The 20,221-nt window shown below is 59.2% G+C and carries 22 protein-coding genes; 10 read left to right on the forward strand and 12 right to left on the reverse strand.

Annotated features, from left to right (window positions below; all coding sequences use genetic code 11):
• Positions 1-208: 208 nt before the first annotated feature.
• Together clpX and clpP are read right to left on the reverse strand one after the other, a co-directional pair.
• Complete coding sequence (gene clpX / locus KX729_RS03080; RefSeq protein WP_219740947.1) at positions 209-1,486, reverse strand: ATP-dependent Clp protease ATP-binding subunit ClpX; 1,278 nt, start codon at positions 1,484-1,486, stop codon at positions 209-211.
• A gap of 287 nt (positions 1,487-1,773) precedes the next feature.
• Positions 1,774-2,406 carry an ATP-dependent Clp endopeptidase proteolytic subunit ClpP gene (gene clpP, locus KX729_RS03085; protein WP_219740948.1) on the reverse strand — a complete coding sequence of 211 codons (633 nt, stop codon included), beginning with the start codon at positions 2,404-2,406 and terminating at the stop codon, positions 1,774-1,776.
• A 378-nt stretch (positions 2,407-2,784) separates the two neighbouring features.
• Between clpP and KX729_RS34370 the strand changes: the two genes are divergently transcribed.
• Positions 2,785-4,041, forward strand: a complete 1,257-nt coding sequence (locus KX729_RS34370; protein ID WP_219740949.1) for a GGDEF domain-containing protein — start codon at positions 2,785-2,787, stop codon at positions 4,039-4,041.
• A 79-nt stretch (positions 4,042-4,120) separates the two neighbouring features.
• Complete coding sequence (ggt, locus tag KX729_RS03095; protein WP_219740950.1) at positions 4,121-5,875, forward strand: gamma-glutamyltransferase; 1,755 nt, start codon at positions 4,121-4,123, stop codon at positions 5,873-5,875.
• Here the strand turns inward: ggt and KX729_RS03100 are convergent, their stop codons facing one another.
• Complete coding sequence (locus KX729_RS03100; protein WP_219740951.1) at positions 5,876-6,745, reverse strand: hypothetical protein; 870 nt, start codon at positions 6,743-6,745, stop codon at positions 5,876-5,878.
• Between the two features lie 83 nt (positions 6,746-6,828).
• On the opposite strand from KX729_RS03100, the gene KX729_RS03105 reads away from it, so the two are divergent.
• The 3 genes from KX729_RS03105 to KX729_RS03115 are packed head-to-tail and all read left to right on the forward strand — an operon-like array spanning position 6,829 to position 8,824.
• Positions 6,829-8,076 (forward strand): cytochrome P450, encoded by a 1,248-nt coding sequence (locus KX729_RS03105; RefSeq protein WP_219740952.1) that lies wholly within the window; start codon positions 6,829-6,831, stop codon positions 8,074-8,076.
• A gap of 44 nt (positions 8,077-8,120) precedes the next feature.
• Positions 8,121-8,426, forward strand: coding sequence for a type II toxin-antitoxin system MqsR family toxin (locus KX729_RS03110; protein WP_219740953.1), 306 nt, complete (start codon positions 8,121-8,123; stop codon positions 8,424-8,426).
• Positions 8,423-8,824 carry a type II TA system antitoxin MqsA family protein gene (locus KX729_RS03115; protein ID WP_219740954.1) on the forward strand — a complete coding sequence of 134 codons (402 nt, stop codon included), beginning with the start codon at positions 8,423-8,425 and terminating at the stop codon, positions 8,822-8,824. Before KX729_RS03110 ends, KX729_RS03115 begins: the two co-directional genes overlap by 4 nt.
• Positions 8,825-8,881: 57 nt before the next feature.
• On the opposite strand, the gene pstB is transcribed toward KX729_RS03115, so the two are convergent.
• The 5 genes from pstB to KX729_RS03140 all read right to left on the reverse strand — a co-directional run bounded on the left by pstB (position 8,882) and on the right by KX729_RS03140 (position 13,713).
• The gene (gene pstB / locus KX729_RS03120; RefSeq protein WP_376775914.1) at positions 8,882-9,640 is read right to left on the reverse strand and encodes a phosphate ABC transporter ATP-binding protein PstB; all 759 of its coding nucleotides are present in this window, start codon (positions 9,638-9,640) and stop codon (positions 8,882-8,884) included.
• Between the two features lie 50 nt (positions 9,641-9,690).
• A complete protein-coding gene (gene pstA / locus KX729_RS03125) occupies positions 9,691-10,548 on the reverse strand; it encodes a phosphate ABC transporter permease PstA (protein ID WP_219740956.1) in 858 nt (285 codons plus the stop codon).
• A 2-nt stretch (positions 10,549-10,550) separates the two neighbouring features.
• Entirely contained in the window at positions 10,551-11,528 is a 978-nt protein-coding gene (pstC, locus tag KX729_RS03130) for a phosphate ABC transporter permease subunit PstC (RefSeq protein ID WP_219740957.1), read from the reverse strand.
• A 74-nt stretch (positions 11,529-11,602) separates the two neighbouring features.
• A complete protein-coding gene (gene pstS, locus KX729_RS03135; protein ID WP_219740958.1) occupies positions 11,603-12,625 on the reverse strand; it encodes a phosphate ABC transporter substrate-binding protein PstS in 1,023 nt (340 codons plus the stop codon).
• A gap of 278 nt (positions 12,626-12,903) precedes the next feature.
• The gene (locus KX729_RS03140; RefSeq protein ID WP_219740959.1) at positions 12,904-13,713 is read right to left on the reverse strand and encodes an SDR family NAD(P)-dependent oxidoreductase; all 810 of its coding nucleotides are present in this window, start codon (positions 13,711-13,713) and stop codon (positions 12,904-12,906) included.
• A 149-nt stretch (positions 13,714-13,862) separates the two neighbouring features.
• Between KX729_RS03140 and KX729_RS03145 the strand changes: the two genes are divergently transcribed.
• The gene (locus KX729_RS03145; protein WP_219740960.1) at positions 13,863-14,336 is read left to right on the forward strand and encodes a MarR family winged helix-turn-helix transcriptional regulator; all 474 of its coding nucleotides are present in this window, start codon (positions 13,863-13,865) and stop codon (positions 14,334-14,336) included.
• Between the two features lie 79 nt (positions 14,337-14,415).
• Entirely contained in the window at positions 14,416-14,760 is a 345-nt protein-coding gene (locus tag KX729_RS03150) for a DUF6717 family protein (protein WP_219740961.1), read from the forward strand.
• 10 nt (positions 14,761-14,770) lie between these two features.
• On the opposite strand, the gene KX729_RS03155 is transcribed toward KX729_RS03150, so the two are convergent.
• The gene (locus tag KX729_RS03155) at positions 14,771-15,121 is read right to left on the reverse strand and encodes a cupin domain-containing protein (protein WP_219740962.1); all 351 of its coding nucleotides are present in this window, start codon (positions 15,119-15,121) and stop codon (positions 14,771-14,773) included.
• Positions 15,118-15,714, reverse strand: coding sequence for a TetR/AcrR family transcriptional regulator (locus KX729_RS03160; RefSeq protein ID WP_219740963.1), 597 nt, complete (start codon positions 15,712-15,714; stop codon positions 15,118-15,120). The genes KX729_RS03155 and KX729_RS03160 overlap by 4 nt, the downstream gene beginning before the upstream one ends.
• A 100-nt stretch (positions 15,715-15,814) precedes the next feature.
• On the opposite strand from KX729_RS03160, the gene bdcA reads away from it, so the two are divergent.
• Entirely contained in the window at positions 15,815-16,528 is a 714-nt protein-coding gene (gene bdcA / locus KX729_RS03165; RefSeq protein ID WP_219740964.1) for an SDR family oxidoreductase, read from the forward strand.
• 39 nt (positions 16,529-16,567) lie between these two features.
• Here bdcA and KX729_RS03170 read toward each other — a convergent pair whose 3' ends face one another.
• Positions 16,568-17,851 (reverse strand): O-acetylhomoserine aminocarboxypropyltransferase, encoded by a 1,284-nt coding sequence (locus KX729_RS03170; RefSeq protein WP_219740965.1) that lies wholly within the window; start codon positions 17,849-17,851, stop codon positions 16,568-16,570.
• A 120-nt stretch (positions 17,852-17,971) separates the two neighbouring features.
• On the opposite strand from KX729_RS03170, the gene KX729_RS03175 reads away from it, so the two are divergent.
• Positions 17,972-18,397, forward strand: a complete 426-nt coding sequence (locus tag KX729_RS03175) for a DUF6455 family protein (RefSeq protein ID WP_219740966.1) — start codon at positions 17,972-17,974, stop codon at positions 18,395-18,397.
• 3 nt (positions 18,398-18,400) lie between these two features.
• Here the strand turns inward: KX729_RS03175 and KX729_RS03180 are convergent, their stop codons facing one another.
• On the reverse strand, positions 18,401-18,829 hold the full coding sequence (locus KX729_RS03180) for a CoA-binding protein (RefSeq protein WP_219740967.1): 429 nt from the start codon (positions 18,827-18,829) through the stop codon (positions 18,401-18,403).
• A 925-nt stretch (positions 18,830-19,754) separates the two neighbouring features.
• Here KX729_RS03180 and rplM point away from each other — a divergent pair.
• Positions 19,755-20,219 (forward strand): 50S ribosomal protein L13, encoded by a 465-nt coding sequence (gene rplM / locus KX729_RS03185; protein WP_219740968.1) that lies wholly within the window; start codon positions 19,755-19,757, stop codon positions 20,217-20,219.
• Positions 20,220-20,221 lie beyond the last annotated feature (2 nt).

Raw genomic sequence — 20,221 nt, forward strand, 5'->3', positions numbered from 1 at the left:
TGGCCTGCAATCAGAAGAGCAGACGAAGCAGCCGGAATGATGATGATCATCCCACTCGGCTTCTAATGCAAGCGTGATAAGTTGCAATTCTTCGCGATGCAAAAATGGTGGAATATTCAAAAAAAGCAAGCTGCTACAGTTCAACGAAAAAGAGGCCCCAATAGGGCCCCTTCATGTCGATATCGCGATTGCCGGAACGGGCTTCACATCAAGCCGAAACGTTGGCCTTCTCTTCCTGACGATCCGCATAGATGTAAAGCGGACGGGCATTGCCCTTGACCACATCATCCGAGATGACGACTTCGCGGACGCCTTCCAGCGTCGGAAGTTCGAACATCGTGTCGAGCAGGATCTTTTCCATGATCGACCGGAGACCGCGAGCGCCGGTCTTGCGTGTAATCGCCTTCTTGGCAATCTCGCGCAATGCGTCCTCGTGGAAGGTCAATTCGACATCTTCCATCTCGAACAGGCGCTGGTACTGCTTGATCAGAGCGTTCTTCGGTTCAGAGAGAATCTGGATCAGAGCGTCTTCATCGAGGTCTTCGAGCGTTGCCAGAACCGGCAGACGACCGATGAATTCCGGGATGAGGCCGAACTTGACCAGGTCTTCCGGCTCCAGTTCGCGCAGAACTTCTCCGACGCGACGGTCTTCCGCAGACTTGACGGATGCACCGAAACCGATCGAGGTCTTCTCGCCACGTGCCGAGATGATCTTGTCGAGACCGGCGAAAGCGCCGCCGCAGATGAACAGGATGTTCGTCGTGTCGACCTGCAGGAATTCCTGCTGCGGATGCTTGCGGCCGCCCTGCGGCGGTACCGAGGCAACCGTGCCTTCCATGATCTTCAGCAGAGCCTGCTGCACGCCCTCGCCCGACACGTCGCGGGTGATCGACGGGTTGTCGGACTTGCGGGAGATCTTGTCCACTTCGTCGATATAGACGATGCCGCGCTGGGCACGCTCGACATTGTAGTCGGCAGCCTGCAGCAGCTTCAGGATGATGTTTTCGACGTCTTCGCCGACATAACCGGCTTCCGTCAGCGTCGTTGCATCGGCCATGGTGAAGGGAACGTCGATGATGCGCGCCAGCGTCTGGGCAAGATAGGTCTTGCCGCAGCCGGTCGGGCCGACCAGCATGATGTTCGACTTCGCAAGCTCGACATCGCCGCCCTTGGAGGCGTGCGCCAGACGCTTGTAGTGGTTATGTACCGCGACCGACAGGATACGCTTGGCCTGCTTCTGGCCGATGACGTATTCGTCGAGGACCTTGATGATGTCCTGCGGGGTCGGCACGCCGTCGCGGGACTTGACCATCGAGGTCTTGTTCTCTTCGCGGATGATGTCCATGCACAGTTCGACGCATTCATCGCAGATGAATACGGTCGGTCCGGCAATCAGCTTCCGGACTTCGTGCTGGCTCTTTCCGCAGAAAGAGCAATACAGGGTATTCTTGGAGTCGCCGCCGTTGCCGCCGCTGACTTTGCTCATATCACTTTCCTTCCAGCACTCCGCGCTCACGTCATAAACGGGCGCGGTCCACTCTACCGCTGCCAGCACGCGCCCCTGACGGGCCTCACGTGCCTGCCTTGCCTTGAGGGTACTCTACCGATCCTCGCGCATCATGCGGATCGGCGGCAACGAAACCCCTAAGAAAACGAATGCTACGTCATAAAAGTTCAACACAGCATTAATAGTTACTAATAGCGCTTTCCTTGCGACTTGAAACCCCTTTTTGCTCACATCGGGGTGACACAAGCCGCAAGCGCTATGGAACCTCAGTCTGCCGAGGGACCTTCAAGCTCCAGACGCGTGGTCAGGATCTTGTCGATGACACCCCAGTCCTGGGCCTCGTCTGCCGTCATGAAGTGGTCACGATCGAGGGTCTTTTCAACTTCCTCGTAGGTGCGACCGGTGTGCTTCACGTAGACCTCGTTCAGGCGACGCTTCATCTTCAGGATGTCACGAGCATGGCGCTCGATATCCGAAGCCTGGCCCTGGAAGCCGCCGGACGGCTGGTGGACCATGATACGGGCGTTCGGAGTTGCGAAACGCATGCCCTTCTCGCCGGCGCAAAGCAGCAGCGAGCCCATCGATGCGGCTTGGCCGACGCAAAGCGTCGAAACGGCCGGCTTGATGAACTGCATCGTATCGTAGATCGCCATGCCGGCAGTCACGACGCCGCCGGGCGAATTGATATAGAGCGCGATTTCCTTCTTCGGGTTTTCCGCTTCGAGGAAGAGAAGCTGTGCGCAGACCAGCGACGCCATGTGATCTTCAACGGGGCCGGTCAGGAAGATGATGCGCTCCTTGAGGAGACGCGAATAGATGTCGTAGGAGCGTTCACCGCGATTGGTCTGTTCGACGACCATCGGCACCAGGGCCATTGCGGTATCAACTGGATTTCTCATGTCCGTCCTTTATCAAGCGCTTCTTGATCCGGGGCCGAAGGCAAGCAAGCGCTCCGGAATCAATTGGAATGGGTTATTCCCTACATAGAGTGTCAACGCCCGGTACTTCAAGACGGAGCATCCGATATCCTTAATTGCCCCAGGCTGCGCGAGGCTGACCGCTAATACGATTTTCCCGCGATGGCAGCCCCTCGCCCGGTGGTTTTCAAAGACGGCACAGGTTTTTGCCCGATCACGGTAAAGCAGGCGTGAATGCCGGATGTGCCCTTGGGGCGCCCCTCCTCTTCCAAAGGGCAGGTTTCTCCATAATGCGGCAACCTCGTCTTAAAGACTGCGTGCCATATTGGCTCTGCTCGGTATCGAGTATTGGAGTTTCGAGTGGATATTGTGACTGGCCTGATGATCTGGGCTGCGGAGGCGCTGACGCTTGCCGTGCTGCTCTGGTCACGATGGCTTTATGAGCGGGATGCTTTTTACCTGAGCTGGGGCGGCGGCTTTGCGCTGCACGGCGTCGGCGTGGCGCTCGTTGCGTTGCGAGGCGACATTCCCGACTTCGTCTCGATACAGATCGCCAATACGATGGTTCTCGCCGGCATCGGTTTCTGGATTGCCGGCCTCCAGCAATTCGACGGCAAGCGGATCGATCCTTTTGTGGCGATCCCGGCGCTGATCTGGATCGCCGGGATGTTCCTCTACCCGATCCGCGAAAGCTTCGCCAACCGCACGGCACTTGGCAACGGCGCCTCGATGATCGGCTACGGCATCATGATCGCCGTGCTGCTGCGCAACGAAAGCGTTTCCACGACGCGACGGTTCCTTGCCGCATCGATCGGCGTCCAGTTCCTCGCCAGCGGCCTGATCGCCATCTTCGCGATCCTCCACCAGACGAATTCGTTCTCGGCCGCGCCGAAACTCTCCTGGCTGTTCTTTCCTGCCGCCTTCTGCTTCATCGCCAGCATCATGAGCGGCGCCAAGCTGCTGACCGAGCGGTCAGAGGAAAAGCTGAAGGCGCTTGCAGTGACCGATCCGCTGACCGGTGTCCTGAACCGCCGCGGCCTGATCGACGAGTTTCATGGGCTCATCAAGGCGGACAGCGTCCAGAAGCCGATGATCGCGCTTCTGCATTTCGACCTCGACAGCTTCAAGCAGATCAACGACCGTTGCGGCCATCAGGCCGGCGACGCCGTGCTCGTGGCCTTCTCGCGCGTCGGCCAGACGTCACTGCGCGGCCGCGGCTTCTTCGGACGCATGGGCGGCGAGGAGTTTGCATCCATCCTGCGGGTCTCCGATCTTGTCGAAGCAGCCAGCATTGCCGAGGCGATCCGGTTGACCTTGAAGCGCCAGATTATCGAGACGGGCGACCACCGGATTACGGTGACGGTCAGCGCCGGCATCTCATTGATGCCGGCCCAGAGCGCCGATCTGGACACATTGCTGAGCGCCGCCGACCGGGCCCTCTACCATGCGAAGGAAAGCGGCCGCGACCGGACGGCGATCGATGTCGGCACGGAAGCAACCATCATTCCGGCAATCGACCGCAGCGGCGAGCTGGACGAACAGGACCTGCAATCCGAAATGCAGGCGAACCATCAGGTCGCGGCATTGAAGCGGCTGGCCTCACTCAGCAAACATTGACCGGCGGCCAACGCCGCCTCTTGTCCTTCGCCACGCAATGCCCAATTTGAGCCTCAGACAACCGTGGAGGGGCATCACCATGCGGGCGAAAATTTTTGCGGGCATTATCCTTTCTCTCTTTGCATCGACTGCCGCCGTGGCGCAGCAGGCGTCCGACACGGTGGCGCCGGAGCGTGCGACAGGCTTCAGCGCCGCAAAACGCGTCGAGACCAAAAACTACATGGTGGCGGCTGCCAATCCCCTGGCCGCCGATGCCGGCCGCGAGGTAATCGCCAAGGGCGGCAACGCGATTGATGCGATGGTAGCGATCCAGACCGTTCTCGGCCTCGTGGAGCCGCAGAGCTCCGGCCTCGGCGGCGGCTCCTTCCTGGTCTATTACGATGCGGCCACGAAGAAGATCACCACGTTCGACGGCCGTGAGACGGCGCCGATGGAGGCGACACCAAAACTTTTCCTCGACGCGCAGGGTCAGCCGCTGAAATTCATGGACGCGGTGATCGGCGGCCGGTCGGTCGGCACGCCCGGTACCGTGCGCCTGCTGGAAGAGGTTCACAAAAAGCACGGCAAGGCGGATTGGAAGAACCTTTTCGCGCGCGCCGAACAGCTGGCAACCGACGGATTTCAGGTCTCGCCACGGCTGGCGTCGCTGATTGCCTCCGATGGCGACCGGCTGAAGAAATACGACGGAGCGCGGGGTTATTTCTACGACGCCTCGCGTATGCCGCTCAAGGCCGGCGCCCTGCTGAAGAATCAGGCCTATGCCGGGACGTTGAAGACGATTGCTGATGGTGGCGCGGATGCCTTCTACAAGGGGCCGATCGCCGAAGCGATCGTGAGGACCGTACGGGAGGCCGCCGGCAATCCCGGCGTTCTTTCTCTGAGCGACCTCGCAAACTACCGCGTCAAGGAACGCGAACCGGTCTGCTTTACCTATCGTGCGCTCGACGTCTGCGGCATGGGACCGCCCTCCTCCGGTGCCGTCGCCGTATCCCAGATGCTGGGGCTCATCGAGAATTTCGACGTGAAGGGGCTCGGTCCGCAGAACGTTCAGACGTGGCGGCTGATCGGCGATGCCCAGCGCCTCGCCTTTGCCGACCGCGAACGTTACGTCGCCGACACGGATTTTCAGCCGACGCCGATCAAGGGGCTGCTGAAGAAGGATTATCTTGGCAGGCGCGCTTCGCTTCTGGACACAGACAAGGCACTCGCGGCCGATCAGGTGAAGGCCGGCGAGCCGGAATGGGATCATGCACTGCTCTTTGGCCGGGATGCCGCGCTGGAATTCCCGTCCACCAGCCATTTCGTTATCGTAGACAAACAAGGCAATGTCGTCTCGATGACCACGACCATCGAAGGCGGCTTCGGCTCAAGGCTTATGACCAACGGCTTCCTGCTCAATAACGAGCTGACGGACTTCTCCTTCAAGACGCACGATGGCAGCCTGCCGATCGCCAACCGTGTCGAGCCGGGCAAGCGGCCACGTTCCTCGATGGCGCCGACCATCGTGATGAAGGACGGCAAGCCGCTGCTCGCCATCGGCTCGCCCGGCGGCAGCCAGATCATCGGGTATGTGGCGCAGGCGCTGATCGCCTATATCGACTGGGGCATGCCGGTCGAACAGATCGTCGCCCAGCCGCATTTCATCAACCGCTTCGGTGCCTATGAGATCGAAGCCGGCACGGATGCGGAAAAATTCGCAGAACCGCTGAAGGCGCTCGGCTATGAGGTTAAACCGGGCGAAATGAATTCAGGCCTGCATGCGATCGAGATCACCGCCAACGGCCTTGCCGGCAGCGCCGATCCGCGTCGCGAGGGTGTCGCAGTCGGGGAATGATCAGACATCGGCATCGCCATAGGCCAATGCCGTCTTGGTCTTCCCCTTGGGATTGACCCATGGCGATTGAGCGAGAGCAGTCAGCACTTTCCAGGCCGTGCGAACGACCTTGCTTTCGGCCTCGCCATTGTTGTCGAGGTCGAAGCGGAAGCTGAACTCGGCGGCGACAGGCGCATCCGGCTCGCCCTGTTTCCACCAGAGGATCATCGCGCATTCGGCTTCCACGTCGTCGTCGAGTTCGAGATACCCGCCTTCGAAGACATGTTCGCGGACCGTCAGGTCATTCACCCTCGATACCGGCGTATCACCCAACGGTAGAGACTTCTTGGGGAGCTTTTCGTAAAGCGCCAGACAATCGCCCACAGTCTTGAGGGTTTCCGCGTCGCGTACCTGTGCCTCGGCCGACCGGCTGAACAGAGCCCAGAAGCGCGGCGCATCCGACGAAACGACGATCTTCACGTCTTCCTCGAATTTCACCTTGTCCTTCTTCGACGCGCGGAAAACCTGCGCGCCCGCCAGCAGCCGGTCGCCGTGACGAAATTTCAACGTCAACTCCCAATCCGCCCTGGAGTAGGCCGCCCGGCGAAGCCTGAAGACCAGATCGGACTGACGGTAAAGCGCCTTGTCCAACGTATCGAGAAAGAAGAGATCGCGTTGTTTCTCAGGATCGGCCTGATTGAGCTTGCCGACGGTGCTTATGCCGTTTTCGGCCAGAAGCTTGATGATGTGCGTCCAGAATTCCTTGACCGCCGGCAGGCACGTCTTGTCATTGCCGGCAAATTTGCCTTCAAAAAGAGTGACCTTGTACTCGCGTGACGTCAGTTCCGCCTGCATGTCTACCCCTCCCCAAGAGCCCGCGAAAAGCAGCATGCGCGCAATCCTGAATTGCGTCAATCGGATGACACTTTCGCCTCGCCGAGAAATCCGGTAGCTCTCGGCCCATGACCGACTTTATGACCGACTTGCCCGATTTCCTCCGCATCGACCCCGCCACCCGCCGCGTCTCGCTCGACGGCCGCAACCCGGCTTTCTACAGCGATCCGAACGTCATCTATGCGTTGCTGCACGAGCACTGCCCGACCTTCTATTGGGAGGAGCAGAAGCAATGCTTCTTCACCGGCTACGACCATGTGAACATGCTGCTTCGCGACCGCCGGTTCGGCCGGCAAATTCTGCATATCGCAGATCGCGAGGAACTCGGCCTGCCGCCACCTGCCCCGCATCTGGAAAACTTCGATCTAGCAGAGCGTTATTCGCTGCTGGAACTGGAGCCGCCGGAGCACACGCGCCTTCGCACCCTCGTCAACCGCGCCTTCGTCTCGCGCCATATCGAGCGGCTGCGGCCGGAGATCGCCGAGCTTGCGGAAGGGCTGATCGATGGCTTTGCAAAGGACGGCGGAACGGAACTGCTGTCCTCTTTCGCCGATATCATCCCTGTCACCATGATCGCCAGGATGATCGGCATTCCCGACGACATGGGGCCGCAGCTTCTCAAGTGGTCGCATGACTATGTCGGCATGTACATGTTCAAGCGATCGAAGGATGACGAATACGCCGCCGATCGCGCATCCAGGGAATTTGCGGACTACGTCAAAAGCCTGATTGCCGAGCGCCGCCGGAACCCAAGCGAAGACCTGCTTACCCACATGATCCACACGGAGCATAAGGGCCAGTATCTGAGTGACGACGAGCTGGTCTCGACGACAATCGTGCTGCTGAACGCCGGTCACGAAGCGACTGTCCACCAGATCGGCAATTCGGTTCGGGTCATCCTCGAAAGCGGACTTGACCCGGCCGATCTCTTTAAGGACGAAGCTACAACCGAGAGAACTGTCGAAGAGACGCTGCGTATCTGCGCGCCGGTGCATATCTTCCAGCGCTGGGCACTTGAGGATGTCGAGATCGACGGACTTTCCTTCAAACGCGGCGACAAGATGAGCCTCATCCTCGCTGCCGCCAATCTCGACCCAAGGAAGTTCTCCGATCCGCTCGCCTTCAAGCCGGACCGGCAGGAAGCCGCCAACCTCTCCTTCGGCGCCGGCATCCATTTCTGCATCGGCGCGCCCTTAGCCCGGCTAGAGCTGAACACGGTACTGCCGATCCTTTTCGGGCGGATGCCGGGGATGCGGATAGCGAAGACGCCGGTGGTGAAGGATATCTATCATTTCCACGGGCTGGAGCGGCTGGATTTGGTTTGGTGAGCCTAAAAACTTAAGCTTGAAAAATTAACCTAATAGGTTATTTTATGACTGAGAAGCGCAAGGCACATTGTCCACTGGATCGGGTGAAGCTGCTCGTTAAGGCCGGAAAGGTTCGTGCGACCTATTCGGCTCTGGCGGGCGCTTCGCATCTCGATTTTACGGTCGATGAAATGTACCAGACCGTGTTGGCCCTGAACCTTGCCGACTTCTACAAATCGATGACGACTTATGCCGATCATACGATCTGGCAGGACGTCTATCGTCCCATGACCAAGGCAGGCAGGATCTATCTGAAGCTGACCGTCGTCGATGACGTTGTGATTGTGTCGTTCAAGGAGCTTGACGGATGAAATGCTCAGCCTGCGGTGCAGCCGAACTCATACAGCGAGCACGGGACATGCCTTACACCTACAAGGGCGAAAAGACAGTCATAGCAAACGTGCAGGGCGACTATTGCCCTTCCTGCGATGAAGTCATCCTCGACGATCTGGAAGCGAGACGGGTCAGCGCGGCGATGCTTGATTTCAACAAGCAGATAAACCTTACCAGCGTCGATCCGGTATTCGTCGCCACTGTGCGAAGGAAACTGAAGCTTGACCAGAAGGAAGCGGGCGACATCTTCGGTGGCGGCGTCAACGCTTTTTCCCGCTACGAAAACGGTAAAGCCAAACCTCCTGTCGCGCTGGTCAAGCTTTTGAAGCTCCTCGACAAACATCCAGAGCTTCTGCAGGAAATCCGGGCTGCTTGACACGAAAATGCCGGTACCCGCCGCACCGGCATCTCGATAAAAGCTGGACTTCCCCAATCAGCCGTAACGACCGGTGATATAATCCTCCGTCCGCTTCACCTTCGGCGCCTGGAAGATTTGAGCGGTCGGGCCGGTTTCGATCATTTCTCCGAGATACATGAAGGTTGTATTGTCGGAGATGCGGCTCGCCTGCTGCATGTTGTGGGTTACGATGACGATCGTGAAATCGGCCTTCAGCTGGGTGACCAGTTCTTCCACCTTGGCGGTCGAGATCGGGTCGAGGGCCGAGGTCGGCTCGTCAAGGAGCAGGACTTCCGGGCGAAGAGCGACGCCGCGGGCGATGCAGAGGCGCTGCTGCTGACCGCCGGACAGGCCGAGACCGGACCCCTTGAGCTTGTCCTTGACTTCGTCCCACAATGCGGCCTGGCGCAGCGCCTGTTCGACGCGAACGTCCATATCGGCCTTGCCGAGGCGCTCGTGGTGTTTGATGCCATAGGCAATGTTGTCGTAGATCGACATTGGGAACGGCACCGGCTTCTGGAAGACCATGCCGACGCGGGCGCGCAGCTCGTTCATCGAGAAGCCCGCATCGAGGATGTTCTGGCCGTCGAGCTTGACCGCACCACTGGCGCGCATCTTCGGATAAAGCATGTAAATGCGGTTGAGAATGCGCAACAGCGTGGACTTGCCGCAGCCGGACGGGCCGATCAGTGCCGAGACCTGCCGCTCCGGAAAGCTCAGGTTGACGTCCTTGATGGCGTGGGATTCACCGTAGTAGAAATTGACTTTCTCGAGCTTGATCTTGTCTTTGAGCATCGGCTTTTCTGACTTGCGGGTGGTGTCGAAAGTATCTTGCGACTGAAGCATCATTTCCCACCTTTACGGTTGAGGAAGGAGCGCGAAACGACGCTCAGGATGAGGACGAAGGCGGTCATCACGAAGGCCCCGGCCCAGGCGAGGTTCTGCCACTGCTCATAAGGGCTCATGGCGAACTGGAAGATGACGACCGGGATGTTGGCCATCGGCTGCGTCATATCCAGGCTCCAGTACTGGTTGTTGAGAGCCGTGAACAGGAGCGGCGCGGTTTCGCCGGAGATGCGGGCGATCGCCAACAGGATGCCGGTCAGAATGCCGGTCGAAGCCGAGCGGTAGAGCACGTTGACCGTGACTTTCCAGCGCGGAATGCCGAGCGAGAGCGCCGCTTCGCGCATCACATCCGGAACCAGCCGCAACATCTCGTCCGTGGTGCGGACGACAACCGGCACGAAGATGAAGGCAAGCGCGATACCGCCGGCAAATCCGGAGAACCGTCCCGTCGGGCGCACGATCAGTTCGTAGACGAACAGGCCGATGATGATCGACGGTGCGGACAGCAGGATGTCGTTGACGAAGCGGATCGTCTCACCGAGCTTCTTGCCGCGGCTGAATTCCGACAGGAAAGTGCCGGCGAGAACGCCGATCGGCGTGCCGATGACGACAGCCAGGAAGACCATCAGCAGGCTGCCCATGAAGGCATTGGCGAGACCGCCACCGTCTTCGCCGGGCGGCGGCGTCATTTCGGTGATCAGGGCAGGGCTCAGTGCCGCGAGGCCGTGCAGCAGCGTCGTCCAGATGATCCAGATCAGGAAGACCAGGCCGAGCGCGGTGGCGATGCCGCAGAGCGTCAGTGCGATCAGGCTACCGAGCTGACGGCGGCGGTAGAGAGAAGTCGAAGAACTGGCCATGATTATTCTCCCCTCTGCCGCGCCATGCGCACCAGCATGACCTTGGCTGCAGCCAGAACGATGAAGGTGACGACGAAGAGGATGAGACCGAGTGCCGTCAGCGACGAGCGGTAGAGATCGTCGGATGCTTCGGCGAATTCGTTGGCGAGCGTTGCGGCGATCGAGGTGCCCGGCTCCATCAGGGAGATGGCGATGTTGTGCGTATTGCCGAGTACGAAGGTGACCGCCATGGTTTCACCCAGCGCGCGGCCGAGGCCGAGGAAGATGCCGCCGACAACAGCCGTGCGGGTATGGGGGATGACGATGTCGCGCACCACTTCCCACTTGGTCGAACCGAGCGCGTAGGCCGATTCCTTCAGCTGCGGCGGAACGACGAGAAAGACGTCGCGCATGACCGATGAAATGAAAGGGATGATCATCACCGCCAGCACGATGCCCGAGGTCAGCATGCCGATGCCGAGCGGGGCGCCGGAGAAGAGAGCGCCGATCAACGGGATCGGGCCGAGCCAATCGATAAGGATCGGCTGTACGTAGTCGGACATGAAGGGCGCGAAGGTGAATAGACCCCACATGCCGTAGATGATTGACGGAATGCCGGCGAGAAGCTCGATGGCGCCGCCGACCGGGCCGCGAATGGCGCGGGGTGCGACTTCGGTGATGAACACGGCGATGCCGAGGCTGACTGGAACGCCGATGATCATGGCAAGTGCGGACGTGACTAGTGTGCCGTAGATCGGCACCAGGCCCGCGAAATGTCCAGCAACCGGATCCCATTCCGTGCCGGTGATGAAACCGAAACCGAAGGTGCGGAAGGCGGATAGACCGCCCCACAACATCGAGGCCGCGGCCGCAAGCAGCGCAGCAAGCACGATGAGGCCACAGGCCGTGACAATCCAGAAGAAGATGCGGTCCCCCAGGATGCCGGTACGGCGCGGGGGCGTGGAGGTGGCGGCGGGCATCGTTGCCAGTGCTTCGCTCATGTCTCTATGCGCTCAAATATCCGAGAAAATGAAAGCGAAAGGGGCGGCCAAGCCAGCCGCCCCCTCCGAGTGGATCAGCCCTTGAACTCAGAGGTCCAGTAGCCCTCGATCTGCTTGACGAGGGTTTCGGGAAGCGGAACGTAGTCCAGCGAGGACGCTTCCTTCTGGCCCTTTTCGAGCGCCCACTTGAAGAAGTCGAAAGCGGCCTTCGAGCGAGCGGCATCCTTCGGCTGCTTGTACATGATCGCCCAGGTCGTGGCAGTGATCGGCCATGCCTTTTCGCCCGGAGCGTTGGTCATGATCAGGAAGAAGTCCTTGGCAGTGCCCCATTCGGCGCTGGCAGCAGCGGCACCGAAGGATTCAGCGTTCGGCTTCGGATACTGGCCGGCAGCATTCTGAACGAGCGCGAAGGGCAGCTTGTTCTGCAGGGCGTAGGCGTATTCGACGTAGCCGATCGAATCCTTGACGCGGGTGACGTAGGCGGCGACGCCTTCGTTGCCCTTACCGCCGATGCCGACCGGCCAATTGACGGCGGTGCCTTCACCGACCTTCGACTTCCAATCCGGATTGACCTTGGAGAAGAAGTTGGTCCAGTTGAAGGAAGTGCCGGAGCCGTCCGAGCGGTGAACGACAGCGATCTGGCTGTCGGGCAGCTTGAGGCCCGGGTTCAGGTCGGCGATGGCCTTGTCGTTCCACTTGTTGACGTTGCCGAGGAAGATGTCGGCGAGAACCTTGCCGGAAAGCTTCAGCTGACCGGAGGCGATGCCCTTGACGTTGATGACCGGCACGATGCCGCCAACAACGACCGGGAACTGGCCGAGGCCGGCAGCCTGGAGGTCTTCCGGCTTCATCGGAGCGTCGGACGCGCCGAAATCGACGGTCGCAGCCTTGATCTGAGCGATACCGCCGCCAGAACCGATCGACTGGTAGTTCAGCTTGTCGCCGTTGATCTTGTTGTAGTCAGCCGACCACTTGGAGAGAACGGGATAAACGAAGGTGGAGCCGGCGCCGGTAATATCGGCAGCGGAAGCGGACATCGCGAACACGGCTGCGAGGCCCGCGCCGAGGCAGGTCGAAAGAAGTTTCTTGGTGAACATCTGAGGTCTTCCCTGGATGGAACGAACGGTAGACGTGACCGGCGCCAGGAGGGCTTTGAGCGCTCGAAAATCCCGTCACGTATGGCGGGCTAGGCGCGTTCCATTACAGTTTCATGACACGAATGGCGCCGCGATGGCGCAAATAGATGACGCAAAAACACCACTTAACGGCTTAGCGAAAATGAATCAAAGCGTTAGGCTAAATACTGAAAATCATTACAAAAAGGTAATGTGCAACTGCGATATACTTCCGCAGTTGCACAACCATTATGTCGCAATCAGGCATTTGCGGTATTTAGATAGCGGGCTGCCGGCTTGCTGAGCGATAGGTGCGGACGCAGAGCCGCACGTGCCTCCTCATAAGCCTCGTAAAGAGCCTTGTCGGCGAGCGACGGAATGGTGATCAGTTCGCCCTGGTCAAAGCCCGCAAGTGCTGCATCGACCAGATCGCTGACGTCCATGACCATTTCCGGAGGCAGTTTCTCGACCGAACCGCCGGCGCGCTCGAAAATTTCGGTACGGGTGAGGCCTGGCAGCACTGCCTGGATGCGAACGCCGGTGCCTTCCAGTTCTGCAGCAAGCGACTCCGTCAATGTCAGGACGAAGCCCTTGCTGGCGGTATAGGTGCCGTTGAAGGCCTGCGGCCAGAGCGACACGACCGATGCCGTATTGATGATTCCGCCCTTGCCACGGCCGACGAACGCCTGGGCGGCAGCAACGGCAAGCCGGTTGGCGGCAAAGACATTCAGTTCGATCATCTGGTCCAGATAGTCCGCATCCGTCTTCAGAAGCGGGCCCTGGGGGCCTACTCCGGCATTGTTGACGAGAAGGGTAATCGAGCCGTCCTGGCGCAGGCGCCGATCGACGAGAGCGACATCGCCACGCTGCGTCAGGTCGGCGCGCAGCACTTCGGTCTTCACGCCATGCTGCTGCGTCAACCGCTCGGCAAGCGCCTTCAGCCGATCCTCATCGCGGGCGACGAGAACGAGATCATATCCGCGAGCGGCGAGCTTTTCGGCAAAGGTCGCGCCGATGCCGGACGAGGAACCGGTGACGAGCGCGGTTCCGAGTTTCGAATTCTGGGTCATGGTTCCATCTCCAATCTGGAATTTACTGGCATATGCCACCAAATAGATGAAGGCAGCTGATCGCGGCCGCAAGAGGTGCGACCAAATATTTCGAGGCGGTGGAACGGCCGGGCAAAACCGGGCATGGTTTGCGCGCAAAGGGAATGGATATGACGGACAAGATCGACGGAAAAGACGATGCCATCTGGCTACACTGCAGCAACAGCGCGGTGCGCCGGGCCTCGCGGCAGCTCAATCAGCTCTATGAGGATGCGATGGGCGATACGGGTCTCAAGGGCACGCAGTTCTCGCTGCTTTCGCAGATCGGCTTTTCCAACAAGCCGAGCCTGAAGGTGCTGGCCGAGACGATGGTGATGGACTTGTCGGCGCTCGGCCACACGCTGAAGCCGCTGATCCGCGACGGGCTTGTTGAGCTGTTTCCGGATGACAAGGACAAGCGGGTGAAGCGGGTTCGGCTGACGCAGGCCGGAGTTGCGATCCAGCGGGATCTCACGGGACGCTGGCGGATTGCCCAGGACCGTTTCGATGCGGCCTTCGGTCAAGAGAAGTCAGAGGAGTTGCGGCACACGCTGGCTTTTATTGCCTCGCCGGAGTTTGCCAAGGCTTTCGAAGGCGACGCCTGACCGATGGCCGGTTGCAGGCGACGGGATGTAGTCGTACGAAGCTCGGACAATGTATTGAAGCTATTGATTGGACGCCGCATTGAACTCGATCAACGTAATAGCGCCCTACAAATATCTCGACATGTGGGTATTCGACGATTCACGCGTCGGGCTGACGCAAGAGCCCTTCGTTGGCGGGGCAGACACTCTGATCGACCAGGCGGTGGCCGACATCCCGAATGCCGAACTGGGATTCGTAATGGTGTTCTCAAAGGTCGCATTTCCGGGGCACCAGTTTCGGCTGGAATGGAGACGAGCTGAGAACAGCGGCAATATCTATTATTCCGCTGACTTCGATGCAGAGGGATGGCTCTGCCCTGCACTCCTACGTTACTTCGATAATCCGCCGCCGGAGCTTTTCGTGCAGGTAAAGCCGAAGCCATAGGTTTCGCGATTCAAACCCTGATCACATAATCCTTGCGAGTCGTTTCAATCACTTCCCAGGTTCCCTTGAAGCCCGGTCTCAGCACCATGCTGTCGCCCGCCTTGAGGTGAACCGGTTCGCCGCCCTCTTCCGTGACGATCGACCGGCCGGAGAGGATGTGGAAATATTCCCACTCGTCGTAAACGATCCGCCACTTGCCGGGGGTCGCCTCCCAGACGCCGGCATAAACATCGCCATCGGCCTCATCGAAGTTCCAGGTGCGGAAGGTCGGGGCGCCGGAGATGAGCCGGTCCGGCGCCGGAGCCCCCTCCTCCGGTTCGATTGCCGAGAGATCGAAGACGGTCCAGGTGCTCACGGTCATTTCCTTTCAATATGTTGGATCGCGCCGTCGGCCGCCATCTCCGCGAGGACGCGAAGGCGGTCCAGCGGCAGTCCGTTGCGGGCACTGCCCGACAGGCCCGACATCGCCATCATCAGATAGTCCGCCAGAAGCTCTGCCTGCAAGCTGCCACGCGCTGCGATCCTGTCACGGATGAAACGCCGGCTTGCTTCCAGGCGCGAACGCACCTCCGCTCCAGCCTCCGGATCCACCGTACTGCGCGCCCCTTCGATGACCATGCAGCCTTTGGCATCACCGCTGGCATAAGCGTCTGCAGCCTGTTGCAGGATAGAGGCTATGCCTTCTTCCAGCGGCACACCTTCGGCCAGAGCGCTCTCCACATCCAGCCCTGCTTCATGCTCGTAGAGCCGTAAGGCTTCCGCATACAGCGCCACCTTGTTGCCGAAAGCGGCATAAAAGCTCGGCGGATTGATGCCGATCGCCGCCGTCAGATCGGCGACGCTCAGCGCATCGTATCCCTTGAGATGGAAGAGAGCTTGCGCCTTGGCAAGCGCCTCGTCCCGATCGAAAGTACGCGGGCGGCCGCGACCTCCGATCTTTTTTGTATCATTCACTACAAAAATCCTTGACGATGATCGTGTTGGTATTTATGTAATGCTTACTACATTAATTCTCAACCCCTAAAGTGCACATGCTGCACGGGAGAATAAGACAATGACCGACTTCCACGGAAAGAAAGTTCTCATCCTCGGCGGCAGCCGCGGCATCGGCGCCGCCATCGTCCGCCGCTTTGCCAATGACGGCGGCGACGTGACGTTTACCTATGCCGGTTCGAAGGATGCTGCCGAAGCATTGGCACAGGAGACCGGCTCCAAGGCCGTCAAATCCGACGCATCGGACCGCGCCTCCGTGATCGAAAGCGTCAAGAACGCCGGCCCGCTCGACGTTCTCATCGTCAGCGCTGGTACGTTGGCGCTCGGCAACCCGCTGGAAATCGATGCCGACGCCATCGATAAGATGATCGACGTCAACGTCCGCGCACCCTACCACACCTCGGTCGAAGCCGCCCGCACGATGCCGGAAGGTGGCCGCATCATCATCATCGGTTCGGTCAATGGCGACCGGATGCCGTTTGCCGGCGGTGCCGCCTATGCGCTGACCAAGTCCGCCGTTCAGGGCATGGCCCGTGGCCTCGCCCGTGATCTCGGCGACCGCAACATTACCGTCAACGTCATCCAGCCCGGCCCTACCTCGACCGATATGAACCCGCATGACGGCCCGATGAGCGAATACATGCACAGCTTCATGGCGCTCAAGCGTCACGGCAAGCCGGAAGAGATTGCCGGTATGGCTGCTTATCTCGCAGGTCCGGAAGCAGGCTTCATCACCGGCGCCATGCACACGATCGACGGTGGTTTCGGCGCCTGACGCCGAAACCCTTCCCGATCAAAATCCTGGATCAGGCTCTCAGATCTTCGACAGAGCCTGATCCAGATCGGCGATGATATCAGCGCTGTCTTCGATGCCGATCGACAGGCGGACGACATCGGGGCCGGCCCCCGCGGCGATCTGCTGCTCTTCGGTGAGCTGCCGGTGTGTCGTCGAAGCCGGGTGGATGACCAACGAGCGCGTATCACCGATATTGGCGAGGTGCGAGAAGAGCTGCAGGCCCTCCACGAAAATCTTGCCTGCCTCGTAGCCACCCTTGACCCCGAAGGTGAAAACGGCACCGGCGCCCTTCGGCGAATACCGCTGCTGCAGGCCGTGGTTCGGGTCGTCGTCCAGTGCGGCATAACTCACCCAGGCAACTTTCGGATGGCTCTTCAGCCATTTCGCGGCAGCGAGCGCATTGTCGCAATGGCGCTGCATACGCAACGGCAGGGTCTCGATGCCGGTCAAAATCATGAAGGCGTTGAAAGGCGAAATCGCCGGACCAAGATCACGCAGGCCGAGCACGCGGGCGGCGATCGCGAAGCCAATATTGCCGAAGGTCTTATGCAGCTCGGCGCCGCCATATTCCGGCCGCGGCTCCGAGAGCATCGGATAATTGCCGGATTTCGACCAGTCGAACGTTCCGCCGTCGACAAGGATGCCACCCATGGAATTGCCGTGGCCGCCCAAAAATTTCGTCAGCGAATGGATGACGATATCGGCGCCATGCTCCAGTGGCCGGACCAGATAGGGGCTTGCCATCGTATTGTCGACGATCAGCGGCAGTCCGCGTCGCTGGGCGATTTCGGCGATCGCTTCGATATCGACGAATGTTCCGCCGGGATTGGCAAGACTTTCGATGAAGATCGCCCGCGTCCGTTCATCGATCTGGGTTTCGAAGCTTGCCGGATCGGCCGTATCCGCCCAGCGGACCTGCCAGTCGAAATTCTGGAAGGCGTGGCCGAACTGGTTGATGGAGCCGCCGTAAAGCTTGCGGGCCGACACGAAATTATCGCCCGGCCGCATCAGCGTATGGAAAGCAAGCAACTGCGCCGCATGCCCGGAAGCAACTGCCAGCGCCGCCGTGCCGCCTTCAAGCGCGGCGACCCGCTCTTCCAGCACGGCCTGGGTCGGATTCATGATGCGGGTATAGATGTTGCCGAATTCCTGCAGACCGAAAAGTGCCGCCGCATGGTCGGCGTCGTTGAAGACGAACGAGGTCGTCTGATAAATCGGCGTCACGCGCGCGCCGGTCGTCGGATCAGGCGCGGCTCCGGCATGAACGGCAAGCGTGGAAAAACCCGGATTGATCGTCGGCATATATCCCTCCCCTTGAGAATGGCGATTGCTATCACGCGCAACAGACCAAGGCGGTTGATCGCGATCAAGGCATATCGTTCCAGCAAACCTACGCTTTCAAGAAATAGAGAGGAGTTTGCAATGAACAATATGACTGATGATCGCGAAAACCTCGCGGAGAAACTGAAGCGCTGGTATGCGACGACGGTGGAGGCGATCGGCGAGGCGAAGCTTCTCGCGAGCCTCGACGATGAAACGGTCAAGCTGCTTGCCCAGGATTGCTCTCTGACGCCGCAGGAACTGCGCGATCTGGTCCAGAAGGGGCCACACGCTTCGGACGAGATGCTGGCGCTGATGGACTCGCTTGGCATCGACCGGCAGGAAGCGCAACTTGCCGGCCCTGCGGAATTTCGTGAGATGCATGTGACCTGCGCCCATTGCGGCGAGAAATCCCGCTGTCGGGAGGCGCTTGCCGACGGTACAGCCAATACGGAATTCGGCTACTATTGCGCCAACACCGACGTGCTGCTCGACCTGTGGGCGCGACCGGAATTACGCGTCAAATAACGCTTAGCCGACAAGGCGCGGATATTCGATCGCCGGGCAGCGATCCATCACCATCTTGATGCCAGCGGCTTCGGCCTTTTCGGCCGCCTTGTCGTCCCGCACGGAAAGCTGGCCCCAGATGACCTTCGGCTTCTTGTCGAGCGCCAAGGCCTCGTTGACGACGCCGTCCAGATATTCGGCCGCGCGGAAAACGTCGACCATGTCAACCGGCTGCGGCACATCGGCCAGCGTTGCGTATACCTTCTGCCCCAGGATTTCCTTGCCCGCCTGCCCCGGATTGACGGGATAAACGGTGTAGCCCTTGGACAACAGGAAACTCATGACCCTGTTGCTCGGACGATCCGCATTCGGGGAAGCGCCGAGCAGCGCGATCGTCTTGGTATTTTTCAGGATATCGCCGATATACTGCTTGTCGTAGCTATCGTGGTTCATGACCTGGCTCCATGCGGGCGAGAGTGCTGATCGTGCCCCTCATATAAGAGCCAGGATATCCTCCCGAAAGGGCATATCGGCTTTTCGAAACATCGGCCTTCGCAGTCTGCTATTACAGAACAGAGCGCTCGATTGATCGCGGGCTGCTTCTCTCGGCCAATTTCATCGCCAAAACTAGGTTCCATGATAAACACAGCCGAGAAGTTGTATAAATCAACAACTCGCCGCCCCGCAAAATCCGACAAACTATCAATAAGTCATTGATCAAACTATCGAAACAGGTTGACTTGAACAATCGTTCGGTGAATGTTCTCAATAGTTTCCGCTTCGTACAGGGGCATATTAGCGACGCCTTATAGTTGAATTAGAACATGCTTTCCAATATCTATTAGGGTATTCTAATTGTACAATTCATGAGCCTTGCTCTGCGTTTCATATAGCGGTGCGATAAAACATGGGCCAAAATGCTTGAAAGCCCGATCTTCAGGTCTGTCGAACCTTTCAACCACAGGCGTTTTCTTTACCCCACAATTTTACGCAACCACCCTGCACTTGCGCATAGGCTGTCGACGCACACAAGCTTCTCGAATTTTCTGGATCGATGGAATGGACGGCAGTGGTGGGCTCGCCTTTTGCGCGTATTTTATTGGTAATAGGCAGAAGATTGGCTTGATGGGCAAAATAACGGCCATCTAATTTGTGGTAATATGAAACCACACAGATAACCCATTGATTTTGCTTGCCCTATTTTCCAACACTCAAAATGCCCGAACTTGACGCTCGATATCGCCATCGTTATAAGCCGCCCCAGAACGCGGACCTTCAAGGCCCGCTTTCTTTTTTGCCGGTCTTTCCAGCAAATCCAAGCAACAAGAAACGCCCTCATCTTCCTTGGAGACTGTGGGTTCAAATGAAAGAGAAAACCATGTCAACCTTCGTTCAGAAGCCTGCAGAGGTGGAGAAGAAGTGGGTGATCATCGACGCCGAAGGGCTCGTCGTCGGTCGCCTCGCCACCATCGTCGCTATGCGCCTTCGCGGCAAGCATAAGGCTACCTACACCCCCCACGTCGATGACGGCGACAATGTCATCATCATCAACGCGGAAAAGGTTGCCCTCACCGGCAAGAAGTATTCCGACAAGACCTATTACTGGCACACCGGTTATCCGGGTGGCATCAAGGAGCGTACCGCTCGCCAGATCATCGAAGGCCGCTTCCCGGAGCGCGTCCTTGAAAAGGCTATCGAGCGCATGATCCCGCGTGGTCCGCTCGGCCGTCGCCAGATGAAGAACCTGCGCGTTTACGCTGGTTCCAACCATCCCCACGAAGCACAGCAGCCTGTCGCTCTCGACATCGCTTCGCTGAACAAGAAGAACGTAAGGAGCGCCTGATC

Source organism: Neorhizobium populisoli, from assembly GCF_019430945.1.
Lineage (GTDB): Bacteria > Pseudomonadota > Alphaproteobacteria > Rhizobiales > Rhizobiaceae > Neorhizobium > Neorhizobium populisoli.

Excerpts from the sequence above, each read along its gene's own strand:
- KX729_RS03155 (WP_219740962.1), bottom strand. The coding sequence starts at position 15,121 with ATGACCGTGAGCACCTGGACCGTCTTCGATCTCTCGGCAATCGAACCG.
- KX729_RS03105 (WP_219740952.1), top strand. The coding sequence starts at position 6,829 with ATGACCGACTTGCCCGATTTCCTCCGCATCGACCCCGCCACCCGCCGC.
- KX729_RS03140 (WP_219740959.1), bottom strand. The coding sequence starts at position 13,713 with ATGACCCAGAATTCGAAACTCGGAACCGCGCTCGTCACCGGTTCCTCG.
- KX729_RS03110 (WP_219740953.1), top strand. The coding sequence starts at position 8,121 with ATGACTGAGAAGCGCAAGGCACATTGTCCACTGGATCGGGTGAAGCTG.
- pstA (WP_219740956.1), bottom strand. The coding sequence starts at position 10,548 with ATGGCCAGTTCTTCGACTTCTCTCTACCGCCGCCGTCAGCTCGGTAGC.
- clpX (WP_219740947.1), bottom strand. The coding sequence starts at position 1,486 with ATGAGCAAAGTCAGCGGCGGCAACGGCGGCGACTCCAAGAATACCCTG.
- KX729_RS03115 (WP_219740954.1), top strand. The coding sequence starts at position 8,423 with ATGAAATGCTCAGCCTGCGGTGCAGCCGAACTCATACAGCGAGCACGG.
- KX729_RS03145 (WP_219740960.1), top strand. The coding sequence starts at position 13,863 with ATGACGGACAAGATCGACGGAAAAGACGATGCCATCTGGCTACACTGC.
- ggt (WP_219740950.1), top strand. The coding sequence starts at position 4,121 with ATGCGGGCGAAAATTTTTGCGGGCATTATCCTTTCTCTCTTTGCATCG.
- pstB (WP_376775914.1), bottom strand. The coding sequence starts at position 9,640 with ATGCTCAAAGACAAGATCAAGCTCGAGAAAGTCAATTTCTACTACGGT.
- pstC (WP_219740957.1), bottom strand. The coding sequence starts at position 11,528 with ATGAGCGAAGCACTGGCAACGATGCCCGCCGCCACCTCCACGCCCCCG.
- KX729_RS03170 (WP_219740965.1), bottom strand. The coding sequence starts at position 17,851 with ATGCCGACGATCAATCCGGGTTTTTCCACGCTTGCCGTTCATGCCGGA.
- rplM (WP_219740968.1), top strand. The coding sequence starts at position 19,755 with ATGTCAACCTTCGTTCAGAAGCCTGCAGAGGTGGAGAAGAAGTGGGTG.
- clpP (WP_219740948.1), bottom strand. The coding sequence starts at position 2,406 with ATGAGAAATCCAGTTGATACCGCAATGGCCCTGGTGCCGATGGTCGTC.
- KX729_RS03180 (WP_219740967.1), bottom strand. The coding sequence starts at position 18,829 with ATGAACCACGATAGCTACGACAAGCAGTATATCGGCGATATCCTGAAA.
- bdcA (WP_219740964.1), top strand. The coding sequence starts at position 15,815 with ATGACCGACTTCCACGGAAAGAAAGTTCTCATCCTCGGCGGCAGCCGC.
- KX729_RS03100 (WP_219740951.1), bottom strand. The coding sequence starts at position 6,745 with ATGCTGCTTTTCGCGGGCTCTTGGGGAGGGGTAGACATGCAGGCGGAA.
- pstS (WP_219740958.1), bottom strand. The coding sequence starts at position 12,625 with ATGTTCACCAAGAAACTTCTTTCGACCTGCCTCGGCGCGGGCCTCGCA.
- KX729_RS03175 (WP_219740966.1), top strand. The coding sequence starts at position 17,972 with ATGAACAATATGACTGATGATCGCGAAAACCTCGCGGAGAAACTGAAG.